The organism is Agathobacter sp. (genome assembly GCF_977054825.1).
This window is the reverse complement of record NZ_CDRTEH010000003.1, coordinates 190,688-204,648: the sequence shown is the minus strand read 5'-3', so window position 1 is coordinate 204,648 and position 13,961 is coordinate 190,688. Positions and strand designations below refer to the sequence as shown.

The following is a 13,961-nucleotide window of genomic DNA, read 5'->3' as shown; positions in this document are numbered from 1 at the left end:
TATGAGCAAAAGAGTAAAGAGTTTAGATGAAATAAGGGAATCAAGACTGCTGTTTGATAAAAATCCGCCGGCATTCGGCTATATACTTATAACAGTTGTAGCCGTTTTTCTTATTGTGGCAGTAGTATGGAGTATAAAAACACCAAAGGTGTATACCATACAGGCGCAGGGAACTGTGACGAATGATGAGTCAAATTACGTCATGTGCAGCTATACGGGTGAGATTCTTGACAGCAACATGGAAGAGGGCGCACTTGTGGAAGCCGGGGATGTGCTTTTTACAATTAAAAGCACTGATTATGATCTGCAGCAGACACAGCTTGAAGACAACAGAAAATCATATGAAGAACAGATATCACAGTATAGTCTTCTTATAAAATCAATAAAAGACGATACCAATTATTTTGACGAGACAAAAGCGGATGACGGTCTGTACTGGAGCCTTTTTGAAACCTACAAATCACAGGTGGAACAGAATAAGGTTGATGTGTCAACGTATCAGGCATATGGATATACTGATGAGCAGATTCAGTCACAGCTTGAGACAAATCAGGGGAAAATAGACGAAGTCTATTATTCTGCAATACAGTCGGCAGAAGCCAAGATCGCAGAGGCGGACCAGCAGATTAAATCAATTGATGCGCAGCTTGCGGCAGTATCGGGAGGACAGGATTCCTATGAAGTAAAGGCAACAGCATCAGGCGTGCTTCATATGCTGGGTAATTATAAGAGCGGAATGGTTGTACAGACAACGACCACTGTGGCAACAATCACACCGGAAAATTCGCAGAGATATCTCGAAGCATATGTTTCCACATCTGATATGGCCAGAATGCATGAGGGAGACAGAGTGCAGGTGGTTATGGACGGTCTGTCCCAGAATGTCTATGGGACGATAAGCGGAAGCGTATCACGGATAGACAGCAATGTCACTACACAGGAAGGGCAGGATGGAGCAACAAGCCGGGCATTTAAAGTGATGATAGTGCTAGACCAGGATTATGTGCTGAGCCGTGAGGGAGACAAGGTAGACGTGACTAACGGCATGACTGCGGCTGCAAGGATACAGTATGATAAAGTCACATATTTTAACTATGTGCTTGAGAAACTCGGAATAAAAACCGGAAAATGACATGGGATAAGGTTATGAAGTTAAGAAACAGAATAAGAATATTTGCAGTTATATTTATACTGGCTTTGGGAATGGAGTACTTACCGATGGCGGTATATGCTGCAGAAGTGACAGCGGAAGAAAGCGATATGGCAAATGATGCAGAACCGGATATGGATGAAACACCGGAACCGGACAAGGAAGACAAAACAGACGTACAGGATACGGGACAGAATATACCGGTAACGGATATCGAGATATCAGATCATGAGGAGGAAGTGGAAGTAGGAAAGACAATAAACCTTACAGCCACAGCACTTCCGGCGAATGCCACGGAAAGCACGATAACATTCCGTTCATCTGATATAAATATAGCAACTGTGACTTCAGCAGGTGAAGTAAAGGGTATCTCAAAAGGATATGTTACCATATATGTATCTGCCGGAAGTATAATAAAAGAGGTAAATCTGACAGTAAAAGTAAAAACCACCGGAATAAATATAAATAAAGAATATCTCGTAATGAAGCCGGGAACGGCATTTAAACTGAGCGTATCTGTGTTTCCGGCAGAGGCAGAGCAGGCGGTTTCATACAAATCAACCAACACATCAGTTGCAGCAGTATCGGGCAGTGGTGTGGTAACGGCAAAACAGACAGGTTCAGCTACGATAATAGTTTCAAATGGGGATTTGTCTGGCGCAGTGTCGGTAATCGTAAACAGAGATACGGAAAGTTCTGTGGCTGAGCCGGCAGCAGATAGTACAGACGCAGAAAATACAAGTGAACAGACATTTGATGAAAATACTGATGTATCCGAAACACCTGTAATAAGTGAACAGATGCTATATGAACTGTACACAGCAGGCAGATCGATGAAAGTGACCGGAGACGGCTACAGCATCATAATAGACGGAAAAAAGATAGTAAATTATAAAAATGAACTTAATACGGATATAGAACTCGAAAGGACAGGAGACTGCATAAAATTCAATCTCAACGATGGAGAGTATCTGTGCGGAGAAGTGACACTGCACATAGATGATGTAAAAGGAAAATATCTGTATCTATATAATAACGTAAAGCATAAATACGAACTTGTGAGTACAGAAGATATGAGCGGGCTTAATTTAAGCACACCAGGAAAGTATATGATTACGGCAAAGCCCATCAGAGAGGGCAGCGTAGCGGTCAGATATATACTGATTGCAGGTGGAATCGGCATAATTACAGGAATAGCTGTGTATGTGGCGGTAAAGAGAAGATACTGGTTCTGGTAAAGGTGTATGTAATCATGATTTACATAAAGTCGTGTCCGGTTGCAAACAGACATGGCAGAAAAATAATGTTTAGAAGAGAACAGGAGGAAAACAAAATGGAATTATGTTATGATGGAGCACTGGTGCTCCCAAGCAGTTATGCTGTAATGGATGAAGAGGAAATGACTTATACAGAAGGGGGTGGAAGTAGAACTTATAGAGGAAATCAAGGATGGGCAGCAGCTGTTGCACTTACATCGGCTGGTTTGTTTTTATCTGGAATGGGTAAAGCTGTAGGAGTTACAATTATTAGAGGATGTATAGGCGGAGGTCCAATTGCTTGGATATGTGGAATTGCAGCAACTGTAGCAATAATGTATGGAAGTGGGGCATTGGGAGGTCAAATGTATAGTGCAGGGTTTCAGGCATTATACTGTATGGCAAAAAAAGGAAAATTTACATTAAAAACAACATCCAATCCGTTTGGATTGTTTTCTGTTTCTTGAGGTGATTATGAGCAAAATAATTTATGTGTCAATTGCAATACTGATTTATATGATTATTAATTTATTTATAACAATAAAGAAAAATACAAAAATTTTACATTTTGCTGGTTCTGTTTTGTTTTTACAGTTTTTTTTATTGTCGGCTGTTAATTCACATTTCATTACATTGAGTGAGTATTCGGTATGTGAATATATATTTTTATTTTGTATGATTATATATGCAGTTTTAGTTTATTTTTTAGAAAACAAAAGAAAGTGAAAAAATTATAGTTGTGAAGATAATTAAAAAAAGTATTTATGACAATATAAGTGTTACAAGACAGAGTGCGACTCTTGATGAGATCAGGGATGCAGCAGGGAAATTTTGTTATCAGAGAAGGTGAAATAAAAGAAAAACAGTGTGAAGATTCAGTGGAATCGAACGATAAAGGTGTAATGAGCTACACATAGATGATTAATTTTTGTATGTAAAAGCTTTACATAGAGTCAGGCCTGTCTGCAGACGGGAATGGCAAAATAAAACAAAGAGAAAAGGAGGTACACATATATGGATATGTGTTACGATGGAGCACTGGTGCTCCCAAGCAGTTATGCTGTAATGGATGAAGAGGAGATGTGCTATACGGAAGGAGGAATAGCTGTAACAACAGTAGCAACTATAGTTGGTACGGTAATAACCATATATGGTGCCACATATGCTGGAGGAACGGTATGTGGTAAAAGATTATATCATGCTGGCATAAATACTGCTAAAAAATGGTCTAAGTGGAAATGGCAGACTAGAGCAATTGTAATTGGGACTGCTAGCCGTATGGGACTGGCTGGTACCATTGCAGGTACCGTCTTTATGCTTGGTTTGGAAAATCAGTTATATGATATGATGTAGTAAAATACTAGGAGAAATGGATATGAAAAATAACCTTGAACTTATTTTATTAGTAGGTAACTGGGTAGTTGTTGCAATACAGGCATTTACTATATTTTTATATGGAAATAGTATAGGTTTATTTATTATTATGTTGCTTGCATTAATAGTACAAGTACTTGGTGTTTATGATAATAGAAAGAAATAATTAATATATTGACTTACAAAATGTGTATTAAAAGAATAGTAAACAGGCGTGGAGCTAGTCTCTCTACGCCTGTTTAAATGCGTGCCTTATTTACTTACCACAACCTTACAATCCTTCTTAAAGCATGCAATTCCATATTTAATGAAATTGCGCATGCCATCCTGCTTCAGCTTATCCACATATGATTTTTCTTCAATCTGGTTCAGTGCTTCATCACAGGCTGCATCCATATCGCCGTTTTCGGCATATTTAAGCTCTATCACGATGCCGGTTCGGTTGTTTGGAACTTCAACGAGGATATCGCTGTAGCCTGTGCCCGATTCGGTGTTTGATTTGATGAGCCAGCTTGCTTTGTAGCCCAGCAGACCGAGCAATATACCGTGGTAGAAATTTTCTTTTTTATCTTTGGCAACTGCGGTATCCCTTATGCTTATTGTATTCCAGAGATAATCGCCAAAAAGCTCTTCTATTTTTTCGGTATCCTTATCCACAAATGCATTGCAGAATTGTTCAAGTGTCTTTCCGTCATTTGCAGTTGTATCGCTGAACCATTCGCGGATTTTTTTGATGAAAAGGTTTTTTATCTCACGGTTTGGTATTGATAAACGCACCTTGCCATCATCAGTCACGCCCTGCTTGGTCAGGTAACCGGTGGTGAAGAGCACACTCCATAGATTTGCGATGCTTTTGTCGATTTCATCATAGGTCAGCTCCTGGGATATTTCTTTCTCAATGTATTCGCCTGCTATCAGGCGCTCAATCTCATCCTTGGTCTGGACATCGGCTTTGTCAATGAATCTTCTGACCAGAGCATTTCCACTAGAATTTGACCAGAAATCCTGCGGCTTTGCAGTAGGCTCAAATCTGAGCAGATCCACGTAATTTATCACGTCCCACGGACAGTATACATCGGCATTTCCAAAGTGATATCCGTCATACCATTCCTTGATTTCCGTGAAATGTGAATCCAGATTGTAGGCGGCTAAAAGCTCCTCAACCTCGCTATCGGTGAAGCCAAACTGTTCATCAAATCGTGCATCCATGATGGAGAGCACCTTAAAATTGTTTAATCCTGTAAATATGCTTTCCTTTGATATGCGAAGACAGCCTGTCAAAATAGCAAACTGTAAGTAATCGTTGGTTTTTAGCGCCTGTCCGAACAAGCCCCTGATGAGTGAGACCATCTCATGGTAGTAGCCGTTCTGGTATGCCTTGTCGAGTGGCACATCGTATTCATCAATCAGTATGACTACCTTTTTGCCATAATGCTTATATAATAATTGTGACAGCTTACGGAGGCTGTCATTTATATTCTCATCCGTACCTGTAAGCATCTTTACAAAGTATGCTTTATCCTCGTCAGTAAGTGCATCACTTGTTTTGAGATAGTAATGTCTGTCCATTTCGGTGGAGAGAATCGACTTTAGCATCATTTTTGCATCTGCAAAGGTTAGCCCTTCAACACCCTTTAGCGTAAGAAATATCACAGGATATTTGCCCATATGCTCATCACAAAGAGCTTTATTCTGTGAAATATATAATCCGTCAAACAGTGATTTGTCAGTGCCAATCTCAAAAAATGAGCGCAGCATGCTCATGCCAAGAGTCTTTCCAAAGCGCCTTGGACGGGTGAACAGCGTTACTTCACTCCAATTATGTAAAGCCTGTTCGACAAGCTTTGTTTTGTCAATATAATAAAAATTATTACGGCGTATTTTTTCAAAATTATCAATTCCAACAGGCAGTTTTAATATTTCCATGCGAGCCTCCCCAGTTAAAATATGTTCAATACATTCACATATAGTATAACTGATTTTTAGAGGAATTACAATTTCTATTGATTATCTAAAATTTAGAGCATTTATGGTTATAATTATTTTGTTTGAAAAATACTGTGAGTTTGTCTATAATTGAGCTATAGATAATTATAGGATATAAAGAAGTTAACAAAAGTTGAATGGAGATTATTTTCTAATGAAAATTATCGGACAAAATAAGGAGGATAAATGAAAAAAATAATTTCTAATTTGTCAGTAATGATTTTTGTCATAGGATGCGTGATAATGGAAATAACAACATGGTTTATTGATTCATATGTTATGTTTTATATAGGAATAATTATTGTTATAGTGGGAATTATTGGAATGATTATTCAAGGAAAGTTTAAGAAAGTAGTTGAGTTTATTATAGAGTATTTTTGAAAGTTTTGCTTTTCATACCATTCATACATTTATGGTTGCAGAACAAGCTGGAATAGATTGAATTTTTGGTATTAGGATGATAAAATGTTATTAGGTTTTAGCTAACAAGCATGGAAGAATAGGAGGACGCAGATGGAAAAGAATATTGTGTATCATGGAAGTAATGTAGAAGTTTCGATTCCGCGTATTCTCCAAAATGGTTTTTACAAGGATTTTGGATATGGATTTTACTGCACCAGTTTTGAAAAACAGGCAAAGCGGTGGGCAATGACAAGAAAATGTGCATCTGTAGTAAATCATTATAAATATACGCCAAACACAGAATTGAATATATTGACATTTAATGAGATGACTGATGAGTGGCTTGATTTTGTCGCAGACTGCAGAAGAGGAATTGAACATGATTATGACATTGTGGAAGGCCCTATGGCAGACGATCAGATCTGGAATTTTGTGGAAGGATTCATTGATGGCAGAATCCCAAGAGATGCATTCTGGGGGCTGGTAAGATTTAATTATCCTACCCATCAGATTGTGTTCTGTACAGAAACCGCACTGAAAACATTGACTTTTGAAGGGAGTGAGGCATTATGAAAAATAAGTACTTCCCAGACGAAGATATAGAATCGAATGACCTTTATTTTGTATGTTATATGATAGAGCGTGTAGCAAGACACATTAAGCAGAAAAATAAGTATGTCGTAAATACAATCGGACGAGATGGTTTATATCATTTGATTAGCTGTGCAAATGTATTGCATTGTGAAAATCCATTGAAGGTAGAAGAAGACTGGATAAGTGATTATGATTTAAAGAACGGAGATTATGACATTACAGAAGTTGACAAAGAGATGGCTTCAATTATTCCTTCGCCTTTGGATATGGGAGCAGTATATCAGCGTCTGATAATAGATACCTTGAATTCAAAAGAAGATTTTGTAGATGGGATAATCAGGGTATATAACAATGAAATCTGTGATGTGATTGATAATTACAACTGTAGTGCATTTTATGAGCCATCGTATGTGATTGCACGAGCATATCAGAATGGTGGATTCTAATACACTAAAGAATGACACTCATAAGTATTGTACTCGTATTTATATTCAAGCAGCCATATAAGAAGATAAACGAAGAACAGATGTAGCAGTCATCTATACTCAACTCGAAAATAATAGAAGAGCTTCGTGCAGTTGAGACAATAAAAGGAGATAAAAAATATAATTACCATGTGACATATGAAATGAACGAAGCTGTATACACGAATACCCTTGTTTTTTAGGATGGCTTAAAAAATAAGCTTGCTAAATTTGTTGAATACCATTCGTTACAAAATAAGGGGGGAATATGAAGAATAATTTAAAAATTTTATTCATACAATTATGTGTTTTGGCAATAGGCTGCTTTATAGGAGAAGCAGTTTTCGGCTTGCCCAAATGGCTTGGACTTGTGATAGCCGGTCTTATGTTTTATTTGGTATTTTTTATAATACAGATTAAAGGTGCTGTGAGCAGAATGAAAGATGAAGTGTCAAGTGATGGCATAGCCGGAGCAAGAATATGCGGAGTCTTTATTTCTGCGATACTACTTGCATTTATATTGGGAATATATGTATATCAGGCGGCTAATATAGCGATGACTATAGCCGGTGTGGTATTGCTTATATTACAGCGGAGAAAAATAAAAGGGTTTTTCTTTGAGAATCGCTGGGAAAATAATTTTTGGCTAGTGTATTTTGGTATTGCATTTATTATTTGTGGTATTTTTTCTGTATTTGCGTGTCTGGATATTGCACCTTGCACAGAGCTTTGTGGTATTTACAGGGCTATTGGTATCATAGTGTGGATTTTGGTGATTTTATGGACACTACCGCCTGATACATGGTTGGCCAGATTTGCCACAAATAACTATAAGAGATATGAAGATAATTATGATTAAGAAAGCAATTGAGTTTATTATAGAGTATTTTTAGAAAGTTTTGCTTTCAACATTCTGATAAGTGCATTGATATCACTTTTGGGAAGTGATTTGTGAATTTCTTCAAAAAATGCTGATATATTAGAAAATAATGAATTAGGAGGAAATGAAAATGAAAAAAAATCTTGAACTTATTTTATTAATAATTAACTGGGTAGTTGTTGCAATACAGGCGTTTACTATATTTTTATATGGAAATAGCATAGGGCTGTTTATTATTATGCTGCTTGCATTAATAGCTCAAGTATTTAGTGTTTATGATAATAGAAAAAAATAATATTAAAAATTTGTACAAAAGAGATATTGATTGATACAGAGAGTGCAAATATATGGAATATTTAAATTTTGAAAAATCTGGGCTTATTACTATTCTGATTCCGCTTAATTTTTTGATTGGAGAATACACATTATTTTTTCGCCTACGCGGATGGAATCGAAAAATCATTCATTTTGTCATAGCTGTGATTAGTTTGATTAATGTAGCGGTATTGATTTTAAGTGGAGGGAATCCATATTATCCGTTTAGCATTTTCGGTGGAATGCTAATTGGAATTGTCCAAAGTGAATGGAATTATAGGAAAGTTGATAAATTAACAGTTCTTGATAAAATTGAGGTAATGTTGAAAGCAGGACGGGCGCTGATGGGTGTGATGGTACTCTTTATTGTATTAGCTGTAAGATTATTGTATCCTCAAATGTTTTTGGGATTGCCATTGATAGAACGTACTTTTTCATATTTTGTTTTGAACGTATGGGCTTTTGAAATGATTGTTTTCAATATTGTTCTTATAACAAAATATAAGTATGAATAATATGATGTTTTAATTCATAAACACTACTTTACAATTTTTTTCATAAAAAAATCGTACAAACGAAGGTAGGTACACATGTATGAATATGAGTAAGAAAGAAAAAATAGAGATTGTTTTTTAATGAGAATTACCGGACAAAACAAGGGGAATATGGAGATAATTATGAGAAAGTACATTATACATTTTACTATTTGGTTAATAGGATTATTAATCAATATGTTTGTTTTGGAGTATATATTGGAATTGTATGATAATTTATTTATATCCCATATTTTGGTTATTGGTTCAATTATAATTTTGTTTATTTCTAGAAAGTGGATCTATGTCAATGAAAAGAGAAAACTGTATTAACAGAAATATAACAATAGCAAGTGTAATAATAAGTGGTGTGAATATATTAACATTTTATAATGCATTTTATAAGTGTTTTAAAGTCAAATACGTAGATGACTTTATATCATTATTATGTTTATTGTTTAGTTTAATGATTTTAATAAATGTAAAACAGCATATTAGAACAATAGAGTTTTGCATGTGGTATAGCATTTTATTTATTATTTTATTATGCAGAATAAATATATTGAATGACTTTTTTGAGATTGCTTTTTTGAAAAATATAGCGTCTATTATTATTATTATAAATTTGATAGCCTGGATTTGTTTTTTGCATAAAGTAAATATAGAAAATAATCAAATAGATATTAACAATAGAAAAAGTGTTATTGTGTCGGAAACGGATATACGTAATTATATATATAATCGAATCACTATGTTTTTAAATAGAGACAAATCGATTAAGTGTGATGATAATATAAAGAAATATTTGTGGATTACATTATCTGCGTCTTGGGCAATACTTCTTTTTGGTGGGAAATTTATTATAGATATAATAAATATATTTACTGATGAATACAAATTTGGGATAAATTTTGTAATGGTTTATGTTATATTGAATCTTATATTTTTATTTTTTAATTTTGCGAGATTAAAAGTAATTAAATCTAATTTTGTTTATGAAATAGTTTGCGATGTGTCATTTGTTATAGGAATAAATATATTTGTTTTTACTCAAAGGGATACTGCTCGATTTCAAGTTTTAATACTATCCGCATATTTATGTTGTTTATATCTATTAAATATTCGTGATTTGTTAAGAAAAATATAATTACCATGTGACATATGAAATGAACGAAGCTGTATACACGAATACTCTTGTTTTTTAGGATAGCTTAAAAAATAAGTTTGAGAAAATAATGGACTATAACTGGATTTTATAGAAAAGTATGAGGTATTATATGGAAACGATAAAAATACAGCACTTATTTGGTAGATTTTCTATATTTTTCTTGGTGTTAATTGTGCTAGTATTTGCTGAGGAATATTCAATTAATAGGTTGTGCTTGAATATAAATGGATTTCCATTTATTTTTATGAATGCACTTATGATTGTAGGAATAGCATATATTTATCAAAAAGCAACAAGGAAATTATTCATAAAGGAATTTGAGTATGAGATATATGAAGATTTCTTCTATATTAACGGGAATAAATATGAATATCAAGATGTAATAAAATGTGAAATTCATTATTTCGATTATTTTTTTATAAATGTATTGTGTTTGCATATAGACATGAAAAACACATCTAAAAGCTCCCTTTTGTTATATTCAGAAGACTTGGATGAAGGAATAGACAATAAAGACATTCAATTGTTTAAGTTTTATGAATCAGTTAGACAAAATTTGAGAATCAGCTAACTATTGACAGATAGGGGTGAAAGAAAATAATAGGCTTGCCAGGATAGCTTTCACTTTTGGGAGTGATTTGTGAATTTCTTCAAAAAATGCTGATATAAATATATGTATGCATGGTTTTGAAATTATATTATTCCTGATTGGAGTAGATACATTTGTTTTTTTCAAAGAGGCAATGTACGATTACTGTTGTAAATCTCCCTTAATTCAGATAAAAAATCGCGGGCGGGAGTATCTTTTATTCCAGCCTGGCGTCTTTCTTCAATTTCAACAAGTTTTTCACGTAATTCTAACTGTTTTTCCCTTTGGTCATACGTTTCAATATCCATTACAACCAGATATCCTCCTAGTAATATTTTGACGTTATTATATACATATATTACAATATAATGTGATGGATTTCAAATACTTAATCACAAATCGATATAGCAGTGAAAGTAATGTAGCCTAATGCTTGAACAATATCATGGGTTTGTCTATAATGTAAGAAAAAGAAAATGGAGCTTTAATAAATGAAAAGATTTACAGCAATATTACTTACAGGCATGATGATATTTACCCTCGCATCATGCGGCAAAAAAGCACAGGATACACCGACAGAGCCTGCAACAGAGACACAGGCTGCAGAGAAGGTTGAGATGCCTACGGAAACAGAAGCTGTGACAGAGGTGGTAACAGAGGCCGCAAAAGAAACACAGCAGACAGAAGCGCAGCAGGAAGAACAGACTGCCGAACAGCCGGACGAGGAGCAGAACGATTCAGGTGAAAATAATTCCTCATATCAGTATGTAGAAAGAGCATCCTATGAGAATGGAGAATCGGTATCACTAAATCCTTCATGGCAGTATGCAGATCATTCAGCGATAAATTCAGGCTGTGCGGTCATGTACAAGGCAACAGCAAACCGCAAAAATATAGTAGTAGGTGTCAATGCAGGACACGGAACGAGCGGAGGCACATCCGTAAAGACACTCTGTCATCCGGATGGCTCGGCAAAGACCACAGGCGGTACAACAGGCGCAGGCGCAACAAAAGCGGTAGCAGTTTCAGGCGGTATGTCCTTTAATGACGGTACACCGGAGAGCTCTGTCACACTTCGCATGGCGCAGATACTAAAGGACAAGCTGCTTGCGGCAGGCTATGATGTGCTTATGGTAAGAGACGGAAGCGATGTACAGCTCGATAATGTGGCACGTACTGTTATCTGCAATAATGCGGCAGATTGTCATATTGCGCTGCACTGGGATGGGGACGGACTAAGCTACGATAAGGGCTGCTTTTACATATCAGTGCCGGGCGGCATAAAGGGAATGGAGCCGGTTGCATCGCACTGGCAGCAGCATGATGCACTTGGGGCAAGCCTGATAGAAGGACTGCGCGCTCATGGAGCAAAGATAAACGGTAATGGCTCTATGGCGATAGACCTGACACAGACCTCATACAGTACAGTTCCGTCAGTGGATGTAGAGCTTGGCAACGCATGCTCTGACCACAGCGATGCCACACTTGAAAATCTGGCAGACGGACTGGTGCAGGGAGTCGAGGGATATTTCTAGAATATAAAAAGCTGCAGTTGATTTTTGGTTTTGGATTTGCCCTAAACTAAAGTTTGCAAAAACAACCGAATAATAGTAAAATGTCATACATGCGAGTATATTATTACGAAAACGAGCTGGAGGATGAATTTTCCTCAGCTTCAATCAAGGCAAAAAAGATAGACGCAGACTATGACTACAGTATGGATAGTGCAGGAAGGCGATTTCTGCACTTCTTTTGGTATAAAATTATAGCAAAGCCTATAGCACGATTGTTTTTGCAGCTTAAATTCCGTCACCGGATAGTAGGCCTTGAGAAAATGGAGGCTGTAAGGGGAAAGGGCTTTTTCCTGTACGGCAATCATACCAACGCAGGTGCGGATGCACTGATTCCAACCATGGTATCCAATCCGCAGGATACGTATGTGATAGTCCATCCTAATAATGTGTCGATGCCTGTTTTCGGGCATGTTACACCGTATCTGGGTGCGCTTCCGCTGCCGGATGACCGCGAGGCGATGAAGCATTTTCTTGACGAGATATCGAAAAAGATAGAGCAGGACAAATGTGTGATGATATACCCGGAGGCACATATATGGCCGTATTACACGAAAATCCGTCCGTTTACGGATTCGTCGTTCCGCTATCCGGTGCAGCTTAAGTGTCCTGTAATGTGTTTTACGAATACCTACCAGAAGAGAAAACACGGACATAAGCCGCGCATCGTCACATATATTGACGGACCCTTTTACCCGGATGAGAGTCTTAAGGGAAAGGCGCGCAAGGAGGCACTCAGAAATCGGGTATATGAAGCCATGGTGGAGCGGAGTAAGTTAAATACGATAGAGCTTGCGAAGTATATTAAGAAATAGGGGATTTTATGAGAAACATTTTATTTTCGGGAAATATAAAGGTATTTGACGGCATATTGACGTGTATGCTTTCGATATTCATGCGCACAAGGTCAGATGAGTCGTACCGCTTTTATATATTTACGATGGATGTGTCGCATCTGAGGGTTGATTTTGTTCCGGTTTCAGATGAGCAGATTGCATTCTTGGATGATGTGGCAAAGAGCTACAATAAAGCCAATGAGGTCATAAAAATAGATGTGACTGATTTGTATATGAGTGAGTTTTCGGGGTGTCCGAACGAGGGAGCGTACTGCTCACCGTATACGCTGCTTCGGCTTTTTGCGGACAAAATACCGCAGATACCGGACAAGCTGCTTTATCTGGACGCAGATATCCTGTTTAACAGGGAGCCGGAGCTTTTATATGATATAGATGTGACAGGCTTTGAATATGCGGCTGCGAGAGACCACTATGGTAAATATCTGCTAAATCCAAACTATATCAATGCTGGAGTATTGCTCCTAAATATGAAGCAGATAAAACAGACCGGGCTTTTTGAAAAGGCGAGGGCGTTGATTAAGACGAAAAAGCTTTTGTTTGCGGATCAGGATGCAATATATAAGAGCACCACACGCAAGAAAATGCTGCCACAGCGCTTCAACGATCAAAAATTCCTGCACGACCACACGATAGTCAGACATTTTTCAAAGAGGCTTTTCTGGCTGCCGTATCCGCATACTGCCAATATCAAGCAGTGGAATGTCAGCGCGGTTCACAGGATTTTTAAGTATGACCGGTTTGACGATATATTGTTTGAGTATATTTATCTGAAAAAGAAATACGCCGAATGCGGTGGTTTGGAATAGTTTTACAAAAAAGTAC

At 36.8% G+C, this 13,961-nt stretch carries 18 protein-coding genes; 16 read left to right on the top strand and 2 right to left on the bottom strand.

What is annotated here, in order from left to right; translation table 11 throughout:
• The first annotated feature begins 1 nt into the window (after window position 1).
• The 5 genes from ACW6PM_RS05070 (at window position 2) to ACW6PM_RS05050 (ending at window position 3,946) form a co-directional block, all read left to right on the top strand.
• A complete protein-coding gene (locus ACW6PM_RS05070) occupies window positions 2-1,132 on the top strand; it encodes an HlyD family secretion protein (protein ID WP_456056424.1) in 1,131 nt (376 codons plus the stop codon).
• A gap of 14 nt (window positions 1,133-1,146) precedes the next feature.
• A complete protein-coding gene (locus ACW6PM_RS05065; RefSeq protein ID WP_456056423.1) occupies window positions 1,147-2,388 on the top strand; it encodes an Ig-like domain-containing protein in 1,242 nt (413 codons plus the stop codon).
• 95 nt (window positions 2,389-2,483) lie between these two features.
• The gene (locus ACW6PM_RS05060) at window positions 2,484-2,873 is read left to right on the top strand and encodes a hypothetical protein (protein ID WP_015516841.1); all 390 of its coding nucleotides are present in this window, start codon (window positions 2,484-2,486) and stop codon (window positions 2,871-2,873) included.
• A gap of 547 nt (window positions 2,874-3,420) precedes the next feature.
• The gene (locus tag ACW6PM_RS05055; RefSeq protein WP_012741815.1) at window positions 3,421-3,759 is read left to right on the top strand and encodes a hypothetical protein; all 339 of its coding nucleotides are present in this window, start codon (window positions 3,421-3,423) and stop codon (window positions 3,757-3,759) included.
• 22 nt (window positions 3,760-3,781) lie between these two features.
• A complete protein-coding gene (locus ACW6PM_RS05050) occupies window positions 3,782-3,946 on the top strand; it encodes a hypothetical protein (RefSeq protein WP_015516843.1) in 165 nt (54 codons plus the stop codon).
• An 86-nt stretch (window positions 3,947-4,032) separates the two neighbouring features.
• Here the strand turns inward: ACW6PM_RS05050 and ACW6PM_RS05045 are convergent, their stop codons facing one another.
• Window positions 4,033-5,706 carry an AAA family ATPase gene (locus ACW6PM_RS05045; RefSeq protein WP_456056422.1) on the bottom strand — a complete coding sequence of 558 codons (1,674 nt, stop codon included), beginning with the start codon at window positions 5,704-5,706 and terminating at the stop codon, window positions 4,033-4,035.
• 246 nt (window positions 5,707-5,952) lie between these two features.
• Between ACW6PM_RS05045 and ACW6PM_RS05040 the strand changes: the two genes are divergently transcribed.
• The 8 genes from ACW6PM_RS05040 (at window position 5,953) to ACW6PM_RS05005 (ending at window position 10,693) form a co-directional block, all read left to right on the top strand.
• Complete coding sequence (locus ACW6PM_RS05040; protein ID WP_456056421.1) at window positions 5,953-6,147, top strand: hypothetical protein; 195 nt, start codon at window positions 5,953-5,955, stop codon at window positions 6,145-6,147.
• A gap of 132 nt (window positions 6,148-6,279) precedes the next feature.
• The gene (locus tag ACW6PM_RS05035; RefSeq protein ID WP_456056420.1) at window positions 6,280-6,741 is read left to right on the top strand and encodes a DUF3990 domain-containing protein; all 462 of its coding nucleotides are present in this window, start codon (window positions 6,280-6,282) and stop codon (window positions 6,739-6,741) included.
• Window positions 6,738-7,208 carry a hypothetical protein gene (locus ACW6PM_RS05030; protein ID WP_456056419.1) on the top strand — a complete coding sequence of 157 codons (471 nt, stop codon included), beginning with the start codon at window positions 6,738-6,740 and terminating at the stop codon, window positions 7,206-7,208. Before ACW6PM_RS05035 ends, ACW6PM_RS05030 begins: the two co-directional genes overlap by 4 nt.
• Before the next feature lie 286 nt (window positions 7,209-7,494).
• Window positions 7,495-8,085, top strand: a complete 591-nt coding sequence (locus ACW6PM_RS05025) for a hypothetical protein (RefSeq protein ID WP_456056418.1) — start codon at window positions 7,495-7,497, stop codon at window positions 8,083-8,085.
• A 151-nt stretch (window positions 8,086-8,236) separates the two neighbouring features.
• Window positions 8,237-8,401 carry a hypothetical protein gene (locus ACW6PM_RS05020; RefSeq protein WP_308668928.1) on the top strand — a complete coding sequence of 55 codons (165 nt, stop codon included), beginning with the start codon at window positions 8,237-8,239 and terminating at the stop codon, window positions 8,399-8,401.
• Window positions 8,402-8,453: 52 nt separating this feature from the next.
• Window positions 8,454-8,936 (top strand): hypothetical protein, encoded by a 483-nt coding sequence (locus ACW6PM_RS05015; protein WP_456056417.1) that lies wholly within the window; start codon window positions 8,454-8,456, stop codon window positions 8,934-8,936.
• A 328-nt stretch (window positions 8,937-9,264) separates the two neighbouring features.
• Window positions 9,265-10,101, top strand: coding sequence for a hypothetical protein (locus tag ACW6PM_RS05010; protein ID WP_456056416.1), 837 nt, complete (start codon window positions 9,265-9,267; stop codon window positions 10,099-10,101).
• 130 nt (window positions 10,102-10,231) lie between these two features.
• On the top strand, window positions 10,232-10,693 hold the full coding sequence (locus ACW6PM_RS05005; protein WP_456056415.1) for a hypothetical protein: 462 nt from the start codon (window positions 10,232-10,234) through the stop codon (window positions 10,691-10,693).
• Window positions 10,694-10,854: 161 nt separating this feature from the next.
• Here ACW6PM_RS05005 and ACW6PM_RS05000 read toward each other — a convergent pair whose 3' ends face one another.
• Window positions 10,855-11,019, bottom strand: a complete 165-nt coding sequence (locus ACW6PM_RS05000; RefSeq protein WP_456056414.1) for a hypothetical protein — start codon at window positions 11,017-11,019, stop codon at window positions 10,855-10,857.
• A gap of 183 nt (window positions 11,020-11,202) precedes the next feature.
• Between ACW6PM_RS05000 and ACW6PM_RS04995 the strand changes: the two genes are divergently transcribed.
• From ACW6PM_RS04995 to ACW6PM_RS04985, 3 genes are all read left to right on the top strand, one after another.
• A complete protein-coding gene (locus ACW6PM_RS04995; protein ID WP_456056413.1) occupies window positions 11,203-12,246 on the top strand; it encodes an N-acetylmuramoyl-L-alanine amidase in 1,044 nt (347 codons plus the stop codon).
• A gap of 80 nt (window positions 12,247-12,326) precedes the next feature.
• A complete protein-coding gene (locus tag ACW6PM_RS04990) occupies window positions 12,327-13,097 on the top strand; it encodes a lysophospholipid acyltransferase family protein (protein ID WP_456056412.1) in 771 nt (256 codons plus the stop codon).
• A gap of 8 nt (window positions 13,098-13,105) precedes the next feature.
• Window positions 13,106-13,945 (top strand): glycosyltransferase, encoded by an 840-nt coding sequence (locus tag ACW6PM_RS04985; protein WP_456056411.1) that lies wholly within the window; start codon window positions 13,106-13,108, stop codon window positions 13,943-13,945.
• Window positions 13,946-13,961 lie beyond the last annotated feature (16 nt).

Coding starts and splice junctions, on each gene's coding strand:
- ACW6PM_RS05070 (WP_456056424.1), top strand. CDS start 2: ATGAGCAAAAGAGTAAAGAGTTTAGATGAAATAAGGGAATCAAGACTG.
- ACW6PM_RS05065 (WP_456056423.1), top strand. CDS start 1,147: ATGAAGTTAAGAAACAGAATAAGAATATTTGCAGTTATATTTATACTG.
- ACW6PM_RS05060 (WP_015516841.1), top strand. CDS start 2,484: ATGGAATTATGTTATGATGGAGCACTGGTGCTCCCAAGCAGTTATGCT.
- ACW6PM_RS05055 (WP_012741815.1), top strand. CDS start 3,421: ATGGATATGTGTTACGATGGAGCACTGGTGCTCCCAAGCAGTTATGCT.
- ACW6PM_RS05050 (WP_015516843.1), top strand. CDS start 3,782: ATGAAAAATAACCTTGAACTTATTTTATTAGTAGGTAACTGGGTAGTT.
- ACW6PM_RS05045 (WP_456056422.1), bottom strand. CDS start 5,706: ATGGAAATATTAAAACTGCCTGTTGGAATTGATAATTTTGAAAAAATA.
- ACW6PM_RS05040 (WP_456056421.1), top strand. CDS start 5,953: ATGAAAAAAATAATTTCTAATTTGTCAGTAATGATTTTTGTCATAGGA.
- ACW6PM_RS05035 (WP_456056420.1), top strand. CDS start 6,280: ATGGAAAAGAATATTGTGTATCATGGAAGTAATGTAGAAGTTTCGATT.
- ACW6PM_RS05030 (WP_456056419.1), top strand. CDS start 6,738: ATGAAAAATAAGTACTTCCCAGACGAAGATATAGAATCGAATGACCTT.
- ACW6PM_RS05025 (WP_456056418.1), top strand. CDS start 7,495: ATGAAGAATAATTTAAAAATTTTATTCATACAATTATGTGTTTTGGCA.
- ACW6PM_RS05020 (WP_308668928.1), top strand. CDS start 8,237: ATGAAAAAAAATCTTGAACTTATTTTATTAATAATTAACTGGGTAGTT.
- ACW6PM_RS05015 (WP_456056417.1), top strand. CDS start 8,454: ATGGAATATTTAAATTTTGAAAAATCTGGGCTTATTACTATTCTGATT.
- ACW6PM_RS05010 (WP_456056416.1), top strand. CDS start 9,265: ATGAAAAGAGAAAACTGTATTAACAGAAATATAACAATAGCAAGTGTA.
- ACW6PM_RS05005 (WP_456056415.1), top strand. CDS start 10,232: ATGGAAACGATAAAAATACAGCACTTATTTGGTAGATTTTCTATATTT.
- ACW6PM_RS05000 (WP_456056414.1), bottom strand. CDS start 11,019: ATGGATATTGAAACGTATGACCAAAGGGAAAAACAGTTAGAATTACGT.
- ACW6PM_RS04995 (WP_456056413.1), top strand. CDS start 11,203: ATGAAAAGATTTACAGCAATATTACTTACAGGCATGATGATATTTACC.
- ACW6PM_RS04990 (WP_456056412.1), top strand. CDS start 12,327: ATGTCATACATGCGAGTATATTATTACGAAAACGAGCTGGAGGATGAA.
- ACW6PM_RS04985 (WP_456056411.1), top strand. CDS start 13,106: ATGAGAAACATTTTATTTTCGGGAAATATAAAGGTATTTGACGGCATA.